The organism is Streptomyces sp. NPDC048002, from assembly GCF_040653275.1.
Taxonomy (GTDB): Bacteria; Actinomycetota; Actinomycetes; order Streptomycetales; family Streptomycetaceae; genus Streptomyces.
Window position 1 is genome coordinate 216,763 of sequence record NZ_JBEZNL010000009.1, and the last position, 14,121, is coordinate 230,883.

The window sequence follows — 14,121 nt, forward strand, 5'->3', positions numbered from 1 at the left end:
CTCCCTTCTGCCGGAAGTCTGGAACCCGTACCGGACAACCGAAGCGGAGGGAGGCCCGTCTCATGGGGGCCGCAAGGACATCTGACCGGCGACGCCGGATCGCCGTGCCCTGGGGGGTGCTCGGGCTGTGGATCGTCGTGCTGGTGATCGCCTCGCCGTTCGCCTCGAAACTCGCCGACGTGCAGCGGGACCGGGCCGTCGACTACCTGCCCGCCGGCGCCGACTCGACGCAGGTCGCCAGGATCCAGGATCGGCTGCCCGGCGGTGAGACCACGCAGATGGTCGTCGTCTACCACCGCGACGGCGGGCTGACCGCGGCCGACCGGGCCACCGCCGAGGAGCAGATCGCCGAGATCGCCGGCGCCCACCGGCTCACCGCCGACCCGGCCGGGATCCCGTCGAAGGACGGCACCACCCTGATGTACCCGGTGGCCAGCAACGAGCCCGGCACGGACGAGGACGCCCGCGACGAACTCGTCCACGAGGTCCGGGACGTCGCACGCGGCGGCGACGGGCTGAGCGTGGAGGTCGGCGGCGAGGGGGCGCTGGCCACCGACGCCTCCGAGGTCTACAACTCGCTCGACGGACCGCTGCTCTACACCACGGTCGCCGTGGTCGCCCTGCTGCTGATCGTCATCTACCGCAGCCCGTTCCTGTGGCTGGTCCCGCTGGCCGTCGCGGGCGTCGCCAACTACCTGTCCATGGCCGTCGCCTACGGGCTCAACCAGGGGTTCGGCACCTCCGTGTCCGGCCAGAGCTCCGGCATCATGACCATCCTCGTCTTCGGCGCCGGCACCGACTACGCCCTGCTGCTGGTCTCCCGCTACCGCGAGGAACTGCGCCGCGTCGAACGCCCCTACGACGCCATGACGGCCGCCCTGCGCGGCTGCGGGCCCGCCGTCCTCGCCTCCTCCGGGACCGTCGCCGCGGGGCTGCTCTGCCTGCTCGCCGCCGACCTCAACTCCAGCCGCGGCATGGGCCCGCTCGGCACCGTCGGCGTGCTGTGCGCGCTGCTCGCCATGCTGACCCTGCTGCCCGTGGTCCTGGTGCTGCTCGGACGGCGCGTGTTCTGGCCGCTGATCCCGCGGTACGGCAGCACCCCCAAGGCCCGCCGGTCCCTGTTCGCCGCGATGGGCAGCTCCGCGGGACGCCGTCCGGTGGCCGTCCTCCTCGGCGGCGGCCTGCTGCTCGGCACGCTCGCGCTCGGCATGTTCAACCTGCCCGGCGACCTCAAGCAGGAGGACTCCTTCACCAGCAGGCCCGACGCGGTCGCCGCCCTGCAGACCCTCGCGGCCGCCTACCCCGAACGCGGCACCCAGGCCGTCACCGTCATCACCCCGGCCGACCGCGCCGACGCCACCCTCGCCGAGATCCGCGACACCCGGGGCGTCGACAGCGCCGAGGCGGGCCGCACCGGCGACGGCTGGACCGAGATCTCCGTACTCGCCACCTCGGCCCCGCAGTCGGCGGGGGAGACCGCCACCATCGAGGACCTGCGCGACCGGCTCGACGGCTCCTACGTCGGCGGACCGAGCGCCGAACAGATCGACCTGAAGGACACCAACGCACGCGACCGGCTGATCGTGGTGCCGATCGTGCTGCTGTCCGTGCTGCTCATCCTGGTCGCCCTGCTGCGCTCCCTGGTCGCGCCGCTGCTCCTGGTGGCCGCGGTGGTCGCCGTCTGGGGCGCCTCCCTCGGCATCGGCGGCCTGGTCTTCGGGCCGGTGTTCGGCTTCGAGGGCACCGATCCGGGACTCGGACTGCTCTCCTTCGTCTTCCTGGTCGCCCTCGGCGTCGACTACGGCATCTTCCTGATGCACCGGATGCGCGAGGAGTCCCTCAACGGCGCCGAACCCGTCGCCGCCGCCCTCACCGCGCTGCGCACCACCGGCGGGGTCATCGCCTCCGCGGGACTGGTGCTCGCCGCCACCTTCGCGGTGCTCACCAGCATGCCGATGGTGCAGCTCGTCGAGCTGGGCTTCGTCATCGCCGTCGGTGTCCTCCTCGACACCTTCCTGGTCCGCACCTACCTCGTGACCAGCGCGAGCGTCGCCCTGCGCCGCAAGGTGTGGTGGCCGGGAGCCCTGTCCCGGGAGCCCGTCGCCCCCGTACCGCCGAAGGAACCGGAGCGCGTCACCGCGGACGCGCACTGACCGAACCGGCGCTCCTTCGCGGTCTCCCGGAGGGGCGCCCCTCCATCGGAAGATGAACCCGTGCAGCCAACCGACACAGCGGTGCGGCCCCGGATCGGTGAGCGGATCATGGCCGCGATCAACCGGGACCCGACGACCGCGCCCCACGGCACCCGCAACGACGTCCTGCTCACCACCGTGGCGGCCCTCCTGGCCCTGTGCCTGGGCCTGGTCACCGACGCCGGCCGCCGGCCCGACGCGGTCGGCTGGACGCTGCTGACCGCCGCCCACGCGGCGCTGGTGTGGCGGCGGCGCCGGCCCCTGCTGGTGTTCGCGGTGGTGATCGCGTGCGTCCTGCCGTACCACGTGCTCGACAACAACCACACCGCGCCCGTGCCCGCCTCGTTCATCGCGCTGTACACGGTCACCGTCACCCAACGCCCCGTCCGCACCCTCGTGGTGTCCGCCGCGGGACTCGCGCTCTCGCTGGCCGGAATGCTCAGCTTCGGCGGCGACAAGCAGGCCGTCGAACTGCTGCGCATCTACGGCTGGGTCTTCGCCGTCATCTTCGTCGGCATCGACGTCCGCTACTACCGCCGGTACATCGCCGCGGTCTTCGAACGCGCCGAGCGCGCCGAACGCACCCGCGAGGAGGAGGCCCGCCGCCGGGTCGCCGAGGAACGTCTGCGGATCGCCCGCGACCTGCACGACCTGCTCGCCCACAGCATCACCCTGATCGGTGTGCAGACCTCGGTCGCCGCCCATGTGCTGGCCGCCGACCCCGAGCGGCTGGACCGCGAGACGGTCGCCAAGGCCCTCGACGACATCGCCGAGACCTGCCGCACCGCGCGCGGCGAACTGCGCACCACGCTGGAGGTGCTGCGCGAGGACGGGCCGGCCGACGCCCGCGCCCCACTGCCCGGCCTGGACTCCCTGCCGGGCCTGGTGGAGGCGGCCCGTATCGCGGGCGCCCGGGTCGAGCAGACGGTACGGATCCGGCAGGCGTCCCCGGCCGTCGGCGCCGCCGCCTACCGCATCGTCCAGGAGGCGCTCACCAACGCCGTACGGCACGCGGGACCCGAACCGGCTGTCCGGGTCGAACTGCACGAGACGGACGGCGCCCTGCACCTCGCCGTCACCGACGACGGCACCGGACCGGCCGCGGGGGCCGCCGGACACGCGCCGGGGTTCGGACTGGTCGGCATGCGTGAGCGCGCCCGCAGCGTGGGCGGCACACTCGACGCCGGGCCGCACGAACGGGGCGGCTTCCGGGTGACCGCCGTACTCCCGCTGGCCGCCACCCCGGCGACCGTCCCGCCGTCGCTGGCCGCCACCCCGGCGATCGTCCCGCCGTCGCTGGCCGCCACCCCGGCGATCGTCCCGCCGTCGCTGGCCGCCACCCCGACCACCGCCCCGCCGCCGACGGGTGGCATCCCGGCCACCGTCCCGCCGCCGACGGGCGGTACCCACGCCGCCGTACCGCCGCCGGGCACGCCGCCCCCGACCGTCGTACCGCCCCTGGGAGAAGCCACGTGACCATCCGCGTCCTGCTCGCCGACGACCAGACCCTGGTCCGGGCCGCGTTCGCCATGCTCGTCGAGTCCGCGCCCGACATGGAGGTCGTCGGACAGGCCGGCACCGGCCGCCAGGCGCTGGAACTGGCCCGCACCGAGCGGGCCGACCTGGTCGTGATGGACATCCGCATGCCCGACCTCGACGGCATCGAGGCGACCCGCCTGATCGCCGCCGACGAGGACCTCGCGGGGGTCAGGGTCCTGGTGCTGACGACGTACGACACCGACGAGCACATCGTGGAGGCGCTGCGGGCCGGGGCGTCCGGCTTCCTGGTCAAGGACACCCGTCCGGCCGAACTGCTGGACGCGATCCGCACGGTCGCCGCCGGGGAGGCGCTGCTGTCGCCCGGCGCCACGGCACGGCTGATCGCGCGATTTCTGCGCAGCCCCTCGGTACCCCCGCTGGGCGGTCCCGAGGGCCTGTCCGAGCGGGAGCGCGGGGTGCTCTCCCTGGTCGCCCGCGGGCTCAACAACGCAGAGATCGCCGAGGCGTTGGGGCTCAGCCCGCTCACCGCGAAGACCCACGTCAGCCGGATCATGGGCAAGCTGGGAGCGCGGGACCGGGCCCAGCTGGTGATCGTGGCGTACGAGTCGGGTCTGGTGGCTCCGGGAACCATGTGACGGATCGGTCCCCGTCCGACACTCCGTCAAGGGAGTCCCATGGCCCTTCTGAGCCGCACCCTGCTCGTCACCGCGGTCCTCCTGACCCCGCTCACCGCGACCGGCCGGGCCGCCGCCGTCGCCGACTGCGCGTCCTCCGTCCCGTTCGTCTCGGGGGAGGGCGGCTACGACACGTACCGCATCCCGGCGGCGGTCACCACCGGCCGCGGCACCCTGCTGGCCTTCGCCGAGGGCCGGCACGACGGCGCGGGCGACACCGGGAACATCGACGTCGTCCTCAGGCGCTCCGCCGACGGCGGCTGCACCTGGGGCCCGCTGACCGTGGTGGCCGCCGGGGACGGGGACACCCGGGGCAATCCGGCCCCGGTGGTCGATCCCGCTACGGGCGCGATCGTGCTGGTCACCTCCTACAACAGCGGGGCGGTGACCGAGGGTCAGATCATGCGGGGCGAGGTGACACCGGAGCAGAGCCGCCGGGTCTTCGTCCAGCGCAGCTGGGACGACGGCCGGACCTTCAGCGCGCCGCAGGACATCACCGGGCAGGTGAAGCGGCCCGACTGGCGCTGGTACGCCACCGGTCCCGGGCACGCCGTCGCCCTGCGGCAGGGCCCGCACGCCGGACGGCTCGTGGTGCCCTCCAACCACTCGGCCGCCCCGCCGCCCGGCTCCGCCGACACCGGCCAGGAGTCCCGGTACTACGGCGGGCACGCCATCTACAGCGACGACGGCGGCACCACCTGGCACCTCGGTTTCGTCGACGACGCCTACGACGGCCGGAACAACGCCAACGAGACCACCGCCGCCGAACTCCCCGACGGCAGGATCTACTTCAACTCCCGTGACCAGCACGGCAGCAGCTCCGGCACCCGCCTCGACAGCTGGTCCGCCGACGGCGGCCGGTCCCTGACCCGCCCCTACGAGGTCCAGCCCACGCTCGACGAGGTCCCGGTGGTCCAGGCGAGCGTCCTGCAACTCCCCGGCGCGGGCGCCCCCCTGCTCTTCTCGGGCCCGTCCGTGCCCACCGCCCGGCAGTCGATGGCGCTGTGGCGCAGCGACGACGGCGGGGTGACCTTCACCAGGGCGGTGACCCTCTCCACCGACCGCGCCGCCTACTCCGACCTGGTCCGGGTCGATCAGGAGACGGTCGGCGTCCTGTACGAGACGGGCACGGCGAACCCCTACGAGACGATCGAGTTCCGCCGGCTGCCGGCCGGGCAGCTCCAGCAGTGACCTTCCGGCCGGACCGGCAGCCGTCGGGTGTCAGCGGTCGAAGGACGCGCCCAGCCGGCCCGGCGCGGCGGTCAGGCCGAACTTCGACGGGCCGAAGGAGACCGAGCCCGCGCCGGTCACCTGGGCGGAGGTGCCCTTGAGGACCCAGACGCCGCCGGAGGAGCCGTTCTCGCCGGCCGCGCCGGTGAACAGCTCCGCGCGACCGTCGCCGGTGGTGTCGGCCAGGTGCACGGCGGTGCCGAAGGCGTCGCCCTTCTCCGCGGTACCGGGCACCGAGGCGGTGTCCTGGGTGAAGGAGCGCGCGCCCGACGTGGTGAGCCCGTGGGCGCCGCCGAGCAGGACGGTCACCAGACCGGCGTCGGTCAGGGTGCCGACGTCCTCGCGGGGGACGCCGATCGCGAGGTCGGGACGGCCGTCGCCGTTGACGTCGCCGAGGGTGACGGTGGTCCCGAAGCCGTCGCCCTTCTCGGCGGTGCCGGGGACGCCCGCGCTGTCCTGGTGGAGCAGGACGCGCGGGCCCGCCGTGTCCGGGCCGGACGCGCCGCCGCGCACGATCTCGACGCCGCCGCCCACCTCGTTGACGTCCCGGACGCCGGGCCGGTCCTGCGCGTCGCTCCGGCCGAGCACGATGTCGGCGTAGCCGTCCCGGTCGAGGTCGCCCACGGCGACGTCGGTACCGCCGTCCAGGAGCTCGCCGGTCCTCGCGTCCTTGAGGGTCGTCCCGGGCTGCAGCCCGTCCCGCCCGCCCGCGAACCAGCGCACCACGCGGGGACCGTGGTCGGCGATCTCGCCCGAACCGGTCGAGACGACGCCCACGACGTCGCTGATGCCGTCGCCGTTGACGTCTCCCGTGGACAGCGCGGGGTTGTCCCACGGGTTCCAGCCCTGGGTGTATTCGTCCGCGTGCTCGCCCAGGAGGTCCATCGTCTCGGTGCGGGCGGCACCGGTGGACCGGCCGAACGGGCCGTAGGAGACGGTGCTGCCGGTGGCCAGGTCCTGGTGGCCGTCCTGGTCGAAGTCCCCGGCGGTCAGCATCGCGCCGAGGTTCTCACGGTAGGACGTGCCCTTGACGACGGTGCCGCCGGAGAGGCCGCCCGCGCCGCCCCACAGGACGGTCAGCGAGCCCGCCCCGTCGAGCGTTCCGACGGCCTCGCCGGACGAGCCGACGACCAGGTCGGTGAAACCGTCGCCGTCCAGGTCCGTGGCGGTCACGGAGGAGCCGAACCGGTCCTGGGACTCGGCCGTGCCCGGTACCCCGGCGGTGTTCTGCTGGTAGACCTTGCGGGTCTGGTCCTTCAGGGCCAGGGTGCGGCTGCCGTACGTCACGGCGACGTACCCGGCGCGCTGGTGACCGCTGACCGTGCCGTCGGGCGCGGCCGCTGCCGTGTCGGGGACACCGTCGCCGTTGAAGTCGGCCTCGGCGAGGCCGGTGGAGGCGGCCGCCGCGGCCGGGGCGGCCTGCGCCACGGGCGCGAGGGCGGCCGACGCCGCCATGGCGACGGCGACGGCCACCGTCGTACGAAGTGTGCGCTGTCGCACAGGGCCTCCTGCTCGGGGTGCGAATCTGTGACAGGGCGTCAGATCCGCCCCTCACGCACCACAGGACCCTCGATGAAACCGAATGGTTGTACGTACTTCACCCGCGGTCCACCGGCGGGTACCTCAGAGCAGCCCCGCCGAGGCCAGGAACTTGCCCACCTGCTCGACCTCGCCCGGCGCGAGCGGTGTCTGGGGGTGTGCCGTGACCGGGCAGTCGATGACTCCGCGCAGGTGCAGGGCCGCCTTGAAGGCACCGAGCGCCGACGCGCTCGGGCCCGTCCGGGCGGGGTCGCCGACCCGGACCATGCCGAACAGGGCGCACAGCCGCTCCTGTTCGGCGCGGGCCCGGCCGAGCTCACCGGACCGGTGGAGGCGGTCGAGACGGACGTAGCCGTGCGGGTCGACGTTGGCGAGGCCGGGCACCGCCCCGTCCGCGCCCAGCGCCAGGGCCGCGTCGACGAACAGCTCGGAGCCGGTGAGCAGGCTGAACCCGGTGATGCCGGGGTCGGCGCGGACGCCCGCGACCACCTCGCGGAAGCCCGCCAGATCGCCGCTGGAGTCTTTCAGCCCGGCCAGTACGCCCTCGGCGGCCAGCTCCAGGAGCACGGCGGCGGGCAGCTTGGTGTGCACGGCGGCCGGGATGTCGTAGGCGACGACGGGGACCGGGCTCCCGGCGGCGAGCAGCCGGTAGTGGCGGGCGATCTCGGCGGGGTGGGTGGCCGCGTAGAACGGGGCCGTCGCCACCACCGCGTCCGCGCCGGCCGTGGCCGCCGCGTGCGCCTGGTCCAGCATCCGGGGCGTCGTCATGTCGATGATCCCGGCCAGCACCGGCAGCCGGCCGTCCACGTGCCGGGTCACCGTCTCGACGACGAGGCGACGCTGGCGGTCCGTCAGAAAGGCCGCCTCCGACGTCGAGCCGAGCACGAACAGGCCGTGCACCCCGCCGTCCGTCAGATGGTCGACGAGTCTCGTCAGCGAGGGGACGTCGATCTCGCGTTCCGGTGTCAGGGGCGTGCACACGGGCGGGACGACACCGGTGAGCGTGTTCATGAAGGCTCCCTCGCGGACTGTGCCAGGTCGTGGGTCGACCGGTCCTCCTCGACAGGATGGTGGCAGCGGTACCGGTGCCCCGGTGTGGACGCGTCGGAAAATTCCGGCATCTCCCGCGCGCACACTTCTGTCGCTTTCCAGCAGCGGGTCCGGAAGGGGCAGCCGCTCGGCGGCCGGACCGCCGACGGAACCGGTCCGACCAGCGGAATCGGGTCGACGGCACGCAGCAGACCGGGCGCGGCGGAGAACAGGGCGCGGGTGTAGGGGTGCCGGGAGTGCTCGGTCACCCGGTCGGCGGGCGCCTCCTCCACGATCCGCCCCAGGTACATGGTGATCACCCGGTCGCTCATCCGCCGGACGGTCTGGATGTCGTGCGACACGAAGACCATCGCCAGGCCCAGGCGCTCCCGCAGGTCCAGCAGCAGGTTGAGGATCTGGGCGCGGACCGAGACGTCGAGCGCGCTGGTCGGCTCGTCCGCCACCACCAGGTCCGGGTCGAGGACCAGCGCGCGGGCGATGGCGACGCGCTGCCGCTGACCGCCGGACAACTGCCCCGGCAGGGCGTCGGCGAGCCCCCGGTGCAGCCCGACCAGGGACATCACCTCGCGTACGTGGTCCTCGCGCCCGCTCCGGGTGCCCTCCCCGTGCACGTCCATCGGGTCCCGCAGGATCCGCCGCACCGGCAGCCGCCGGTTCAGGGCCGTGGCGGGGTCCTGGAAGACCATGCCGATGGAGCGGCCCACGGTGGCCCGGCGCTCCTCCGGCGCCATGGCCCACAGGTCCCGCCCGAGGTGACGCACCGTGCCGGCGGCGGGGCGCTCCACCCCGACGAGCACCTTCGCCAGCGTCGACTTCCCGCACCCCGACTCGCCCACCACGCCGACGGTCTCACCCGGCGCCACGGTCAGGTCCGCCGCGGTCAGCGCGTGCACCCGGTCCCGGGGGAACAGCCCGCCGCCGCGGGCCCGGTGGACGACATGGACGTCGCGCAGCTCCACGATCGCGTTCACCGCACGGCCTCCGTCGGCACCGGTTCGACGGCCGGATGATGGCAGGCCACCAGGTGTTCCGGGGGCCCCGCCGGGACCGGCCGGACCGTACGGCAGTCCTCGGCGGCGCGCGGACAGCGGTCGGCGAAGCGGCAGCCCCCGGGGAAGTCGGCCGGGGCCGGGACCACGCCCCTGATCTGGGTCAGCCGCTCGGCCGCCCCCTCCAGCGACAGCACGCTGCCCAGCAGTCCGCGCGTGTAGTGGTGGGCCGGCGCCCGGAGCACGTCGGCGGTCACCCCGGCCTCGACGACCTGTCCGCCGTACATCACCACCACCCGGTCGGTGACGTCCGCGACCAGCGCCAGGTCGTGCGAGACCAGGATCAGCGCGAACCCCAGCTCCTCGCGCAGCCGCAGCAGCAGCGCCATGACCTGCGCCTGCACGGTCACGTCCAGCGCGGTCGTCGGCTCGTCGGCGACGATCAGACTCGGGTCCCGGGAGAGCGCCATGGCGATGAGCACCCGCTGGCGCTGGCCTCCGGACAGCTCGTGCGGATAGCTCCGCAGGGTCCGCTCCGGGTCGAGCCCGACCAGCGCGAGCAGTTCCCCGGGGCTGCGGCGGCCGCCGCGCCGCACGACCTGCCGGAGCTGGGCGCGGACGGTCATCGCCGGGTTCAGGGACGACAGGGCGTCCTGGAAGACCATCGCCATCTCGTGCCCGAGCAGCCGGCGCCGGGCCCGGGGCGGCTCGGTGAGCAGGTCCCGTCCCCGGAAGAGGACCCGGCCGCGCAGCCGGGCGCCCCGCGGCGGCAGGCCCATGACGGTCAGCGCGGTCAGCGACTTGCCGCAGCCGGACTCCCCGACCAGGCCCAGGACCTCACCGGGCCGCACCTCGAAACCGACCCCGTCGACGATGTCCACGCCCCCGTGCCGGCCCTCGAAGCCGACGGCGAGGTCCTCCACCGCCAGCACCGGCGGCCCCGAGGGGAGCGGGCGGGCCCGCTCCCGCAGCCGACGGGCGGCCTCGGCGAGACCGGGCAGCGCCACCACCTCGCCGTCCCCGGTCCCGGCCACCACCTCGCCGTCCCCGGTCGCCACCGCCCGCGCCGGTCCGGCCTCCGCGGGCACCTCCACCTCCCGGGCGGCCGGTGCGGCCCAGGCGTCCGACACGCCCTCGGAGAGGATGTTCAGCGAGAGCACCGTGAACAGGATCACCAGCCCGGGGAAGACGGTCGCCCACCAACCCCCGGTCAGCACCATGTTCTTGCCGTCGGCGATCACACTGCCCCAGGACGGGTCGGGGGGCCGCACCCCCGCGCCGATGAAGGACAGCGACGCCTCGAACACGATCGCCTCGGCGACCTGCACCGTGCAGAAGACCAGCACGGGCGCGGCACAGTTGACGGCCACGTGTCGCCCGACGATGTGCGGGGTGCGCGCGCCGATCACCCGTTCCGCCGTCACGTAGTCCTCGCCGTACTGGTCGAGGATGTTGGCCCGCACCACCCGGGCCACCGGCGGGGTGAACAGGAACGCGATGGCGCAGATCAGCACGGTGATCCCGCCGCCGAACACCGCGACCAGGACGGCCGCCAGCGCGATACCGGGGAACGCCATCACCACGTCCAGGCAGCGCATCAGCGTCTCGTCCAGCGCCTTGCGGGAGGTCGCGGCGACCGCGCCGATCAGGGCGCCCGCCAGCAGCGCCAGCGAGGTGGCGCCGAGGCCGATCGCCAGGGACCAGCGGGCGCCGTACATCAGCCGGCTGAGGATGTCCCGGCCCAGGCTGTCCTGCCCCATCCAGTGCGCGGCCGAGGGGTGCCCGGTGCCGTCCACCGGGGGCAACTGCTCCAGCGGATCGTGCGGAGCCAGCAGCGGCGCGCACACCGCGACCAGGACCACCAGGGCCAGGAAGCCGAGCGCCGCCTTCGACAGGATCGGCAGCCGGCGCGGGCCGCGCAGCCGGATGCCGGGCCGGGAGAGGGCCTCGGTGAGGCTCCCGCGCGTCTTGATCATGCGGCGCTGTCCCTCAGTCGCGGGTTGACCAGCAGGTACAGGATGTCGATCACGAGGTTGACCAGCACGAAGCCGAACGCCGTGGTCAGGACGACGCCCTGAACCACCGCCGGGTCGCCGTTCTTCACGGCGTCGATCATCAGCTTCCCCATGCCGGGCAGCGCGAAGATCGTCTCGATGACGACGGCGCCGCCCAGCAGGTAGCCGACCCTGAGGCCCAGCACGGTCAGCGGGTTGACCAGCGCGTTGCGCAGCACGTTCCGGCCCACGACGACCCGCGGCGGCAGCCCGCCGCCGATCGCGGTACGGACGTAGTCCCGGTCCAGCTCCTCCACCACCGACGTCCGCACGATCCGGGTGAGCTGGGCGGCCACCGGCAGGGAGAGGGCGAGCGCGGGCAGGGTCATCGTCCACAGCCAGCCGGTGACGGAGTCCCGGGGGTTGATGTACCCGCCGGCCGGGAACCGGCCCAGGCCCACCGCCAGGTACTGGATCATCAGCAGCGCCAGCCAGAAGCCGGGCGCCGCCACCCCGGTCAGCGAGACCACCCGCACGAACTGGTCCGCGAACCGGCCGCGGTGCACGGCGGCCGTGATCCCGCCCAGCAGCGCCAGCACGACCGCGATGCCCAGCCCCAGGAAGGTCAGCTGAAGGGTGAGCGGCAGCGCGGTCAGCACCTGGTCCACCACCTCCTCGCGGGTCAGCGCGCTGGTGCCCAGGTCCCCGTGGAGCAGATCGCCCACGAAGGCCAGGTAGCGCACCGGCAGCGGATCCAGCAGACCGTTCTCCTCCCGGAACCGCCGCAGCTGCTCGGGGGTCGGGTTGGCGCCCTGGAAGAAGGCGGAGGCCGGGTCCGCGTCGGAGAACTCCATGACCACGAAGACGAAGAGCACGATGCCCAGCGTCAGCGGCACCAGCAGGGCGAGACGACGGAGCAGGATGCGTACGACAGCGGTCATGTCAGGCCCACTTCGCCCGGAGCAGGTTGATCCCGGGATACGGCTGCGCCCGCAGGCCGGTCAGCCGGTCCGCGTCCCAGGCCGTCATCAGCTCGTTGTGGACGACCGGGTAGAGCACGGCCTGCTCGGCGACGACGTCGACGCACTCCTGGATCATCGTCCGCCTGCGGTCCGGATCGGGTTCGCGGGTGGCCCGGTCCATCAGCCGGAAGAGCCGCCGGGCGACCGGGTGCCCGGCCCACCGGGCGTACCGCATCCACAGGTTGGCGGGCCCGTAGTTGTACCGCAGGATCAGATCGGCGTCGCGGCCGAACTGGTTGGGGTTCGAAGCGGCGGCCACGACCTGGTAGTCCCGTCCCTGGTCCAGCTTGGTGAAGACGGCCGTGGTCTCCTGCGGCGACAGCGTCGTCCGCACGCCGACCGCGTCCCAGGAGGACTTCAGCGTCGGCAGACAGTCCACGATCCAGCTGACGTTCACCGCCGTCAGATCGACCTCCAGCCCGCGCACCCCGGCCGCCTTCAGCAGCGCCCGCGCCCGGTCCGGGTCGTGGTCGTAGACCGTCGTGGCCCGCCGGTGGTCGGGGTGACCCTCGTTCAGGAAGGAACTGGCGGGCGTGCCGTGCCCCTTGAGCGCGACGCGCACCAGTTGCCGGGTGTCGACGGCGTAGTGCAGGGCCTGGCGCACCCGTACGTCGTCGAACGGCTTGTGCCGGGTGTTGAACAGCAGGAACAGGTTGTTCATCCCGGCCCCGCCCGCGACCGTGAGCCCGCCGCCGCGCAGCCGGCCGATGTTGGCGTACGGGATGTTGTCGGAGAGCTGGGCCCCGGCGCTCGCACCCGAGATACGGGCCACCCGCGGGGCCGCGTCCACGATCGTCAGCCAGTTCATCCTCCGGAAGGCGGCCCGGCGCGGGCCGTTGTACCCGTCGTACGCCTCCAGGACCGTGTTCGACTTCGGGTGGTGCGCGGTCATCCGGTAGGGGCCCGAGCCGATCGCCCTGCCCCGCACGGCGTCCTCCCAGGCGCCCGGCCGCGAGAACACGTGCCGGGGCATGATCTTGGCCAGGGTGAGCCGGGACAGCCCGTCCGGGAACGGGAACCTGAGCACCAGCTCCACACTGCGCGCGTCGACCCTGCGGACCTCCTTCAGCCAGGTCGCGAAGAAGCCCTGGACGAGGGTCGGGGTGCCGGGATCGAGGATCCGCTCGAAGACGAAGAGCACGTCGTCGGCGGTGACCGGCACCCCGTCGTGGAAGGTCGCGCCGGGCCGGAGGGCGAACGGCCAGACGGTGGCGCCCGGATCGGGCGGCAGCCCGGTGGCGAGGGCCGGGTAGGGCGCGCGGGAGACCGGGTCGGTGTCGAGGAGACCCTCGTAGATGTGGTGGTTGGCGGCCATGCTGAACGCCGAGGCGGTCTGGGTGGGGTCCCAGCTGCCGTCGTTGCCGTAGCCGATCACCGCGGTCAGTGTCCGGTCCGGGCCGTCCGCCCCGCCGAAGTCGATGGTGGACTCCGGCCCGGCCGAACAGCCCGGCAGCCCCGCGAGGGCGGCGGCAGCGCCCAGCGCGCCGGTGTGCCCGAGGAGGGTGCGGCGACCGGGTGCCGTCGCGTCGTGGCCCGCGTCGCGCACGGTTCCTCCAGGAGGAAGGGGTGGGGGGGACACGACCGTACTGCCGGCCGGACACGGGCCCGGGAACGGCGGCCGGACGGTCCACGCATCCCATGCCAATGGCCCATTACCCCGTAAGTCGGACCAATGGTGGTCCGGGGCAGTGGAGTTGGCCCCTTCCGGACGTACGGAGGGTGGCGCCCTCTTCCGGACATGCGGAGGGGGTGCCGCCCCCTGCACGGCACCCCCTCGCCCCCGTCGTCCGGCGCCCCCTAGGGCGTGTTTCGAAAGTCCCGCCTGCCCCGCGGCGTCTGGCACGCACGCTCGCCGCGTTGCCGAAACGCCCGAATAGCTCCGCTATTAGGGCGCTCCGGCGCCTTGCGATCGCACGCACCAGACGCCGCGG

The 14,121-nt window shown here is 73.8% G+C and carries 10 protein-coding genes; 4 read left to right on the plus strand and 6 right to left on the minus strand.

Features of this window, described 5'->3' with window-relative positions:
- The first annotated feature begins 62 nt into the window (after positions 1–62).
- The 4 genes from AB0E07_RS15250 to AB0E07_RS15265 are packed head-to-tail and all read left to right on the plus strand — an operon-like array spanning position 63 to position 5,557.
- Entirely contained in the window at positions 63–2,153 is a 2,091-nt protein-coding gene (locus tag AB0E07_RS15250) for an MMPL family transporter (protein ID WP_362250768.1), read from the plus strand.
- Positions 2,154–2,213: 60 nt separating this feature from the next.
- Positions 2,214–3,668, plus strand: coding sequence for a histidine kinase (locus tag AB0E07_RS15255; RefSeq protein WP_362250771.1), 1,455 nt, complete (start codon positions 2,214–2,216; stop codon positions 3,666–3,668).
- Positions 3,665–4,327 (plus strand): response regulator transcription factor, encoded by a 663-nt coding sequence (locus AB0E07_RS15260; protein ID WP_362250774.1) that lies wholly within the window; start codon positions 3,665–3,667, stop codon positions 4,325–4,327. Before AB0E07_RS15255 ends, AB0E07_RS15260 begins: the two co-directional genes overlap by 4 nt.
- 39 nt (positions 4,328–4,366) lie before the next feature.
- Positions 4,367–5,557, plus strand: coding sequence for a sialidase family protein (locus AB0E07_RS15265; RefSeq protein ID WP_362250777.1), 1,191 nt, complete (start codon positions 4,367–4,369; stop codon positions 5,555–5,557).
- Positions 5,558–5,587: 30 nt separating this feature from the next.
- Here AB0E07_RS15265 and AB0E07_RS15270 read toward each other — a convergent pair whose 3' ends face one another.
- The 6 genes from AB0E07_RS15270 to AB0E07_RS15295 all read right to left on the minus strand — a co-directional run bounded on the left by AB0E07_RS15270 (position 5,588) and on the right by AB0E07_RS15295 (position 13,736).
- Positions 5,588–7,096 carry an FG-GAP-like repeat-containing protein gene (locus tag AB0E07_RS15270; RefSeq protein WP_362250779.1) on the minus strand — a complete coding sequence of 503 codons (1,509 nt, stop codon included), beginning with the start codon at positions 7,094–7,096 and terminating at the stop codon, positions 5,588–5,590.
- A 123-nt stretch (positions 7,097–7,219) separates the two neighbouring features.
- The gene (locus AB0E07_RS15275; RefSeq protein ID WP_362250782.1) at positions 7,220–8,146 is read right to left on the minus strand and encodes a dihydrodipicolinate synthase family protein; all 927 of its coding nucleotides are present in this window, start codon (positions 8,144–8,146) and stop codon (positions 7,220–7,222) included.
- A complete protein-coding gene (locus AB0E07_RS15280) occupies positions 8,143–9,156 on the minus strand; it encodes an ABC transporter ATP-binding protein (RefSeq protein WP_362250785.1) in 1,014 nt (337 codons plus the stop codon). The genes AB0E07_RS15275 and AB0E07_RS15280 overlap by 4 nt, the downstream gene beginning before the upstream one ends.
- On the minus strand, positions 9,153–11,150 hold the full coding sequence (locus AB0E07_RS15285; protein WP_362250788.1) for a dipeptide/oligopeptide/nickel ABC transporter permease/ATP-binding protein: 1,998 nt from the start codon (positions 11,148–11,150) through the stop codon (positions 9,153–9,155). The genes AB0E07_RS15280 and AB0E07_RS15285 overlap by 4 nt, the downstream gene beginning before the upstream one ends.
- Positions 11,147–12,109, minus strand: a complete 963-nt coding sequence (locus AB0E07_RS15290; RefSeq protein WP_362250790.1) for an ABC transporter permease — start codon at positions 12,107–12,109, stop codon at positions 11,147–11,149. The genes AB0E07_RS15285 and AB0E07_RS15290 overlap by 4 nt, the downstream gene beginning before the upstream one ends.
- 1 nt (position 12,110) lies before the next feature.
- The gene (locus tag AB0E07_RS15295) at positions 12,111–13,736 is read right to left on the minus strand and encodes an ABC transporter substrate-binding protein (RefSeq protein ID WP_362250793.1); all 1,626 of its coding nucleotides are present in this window, start codon (positions 13,734–13,736) and stop codon (positions 12,111–12,113) included.
- Between the last annotated feature and the right edge of the window lie 385 nt (positions 13,737–14,121).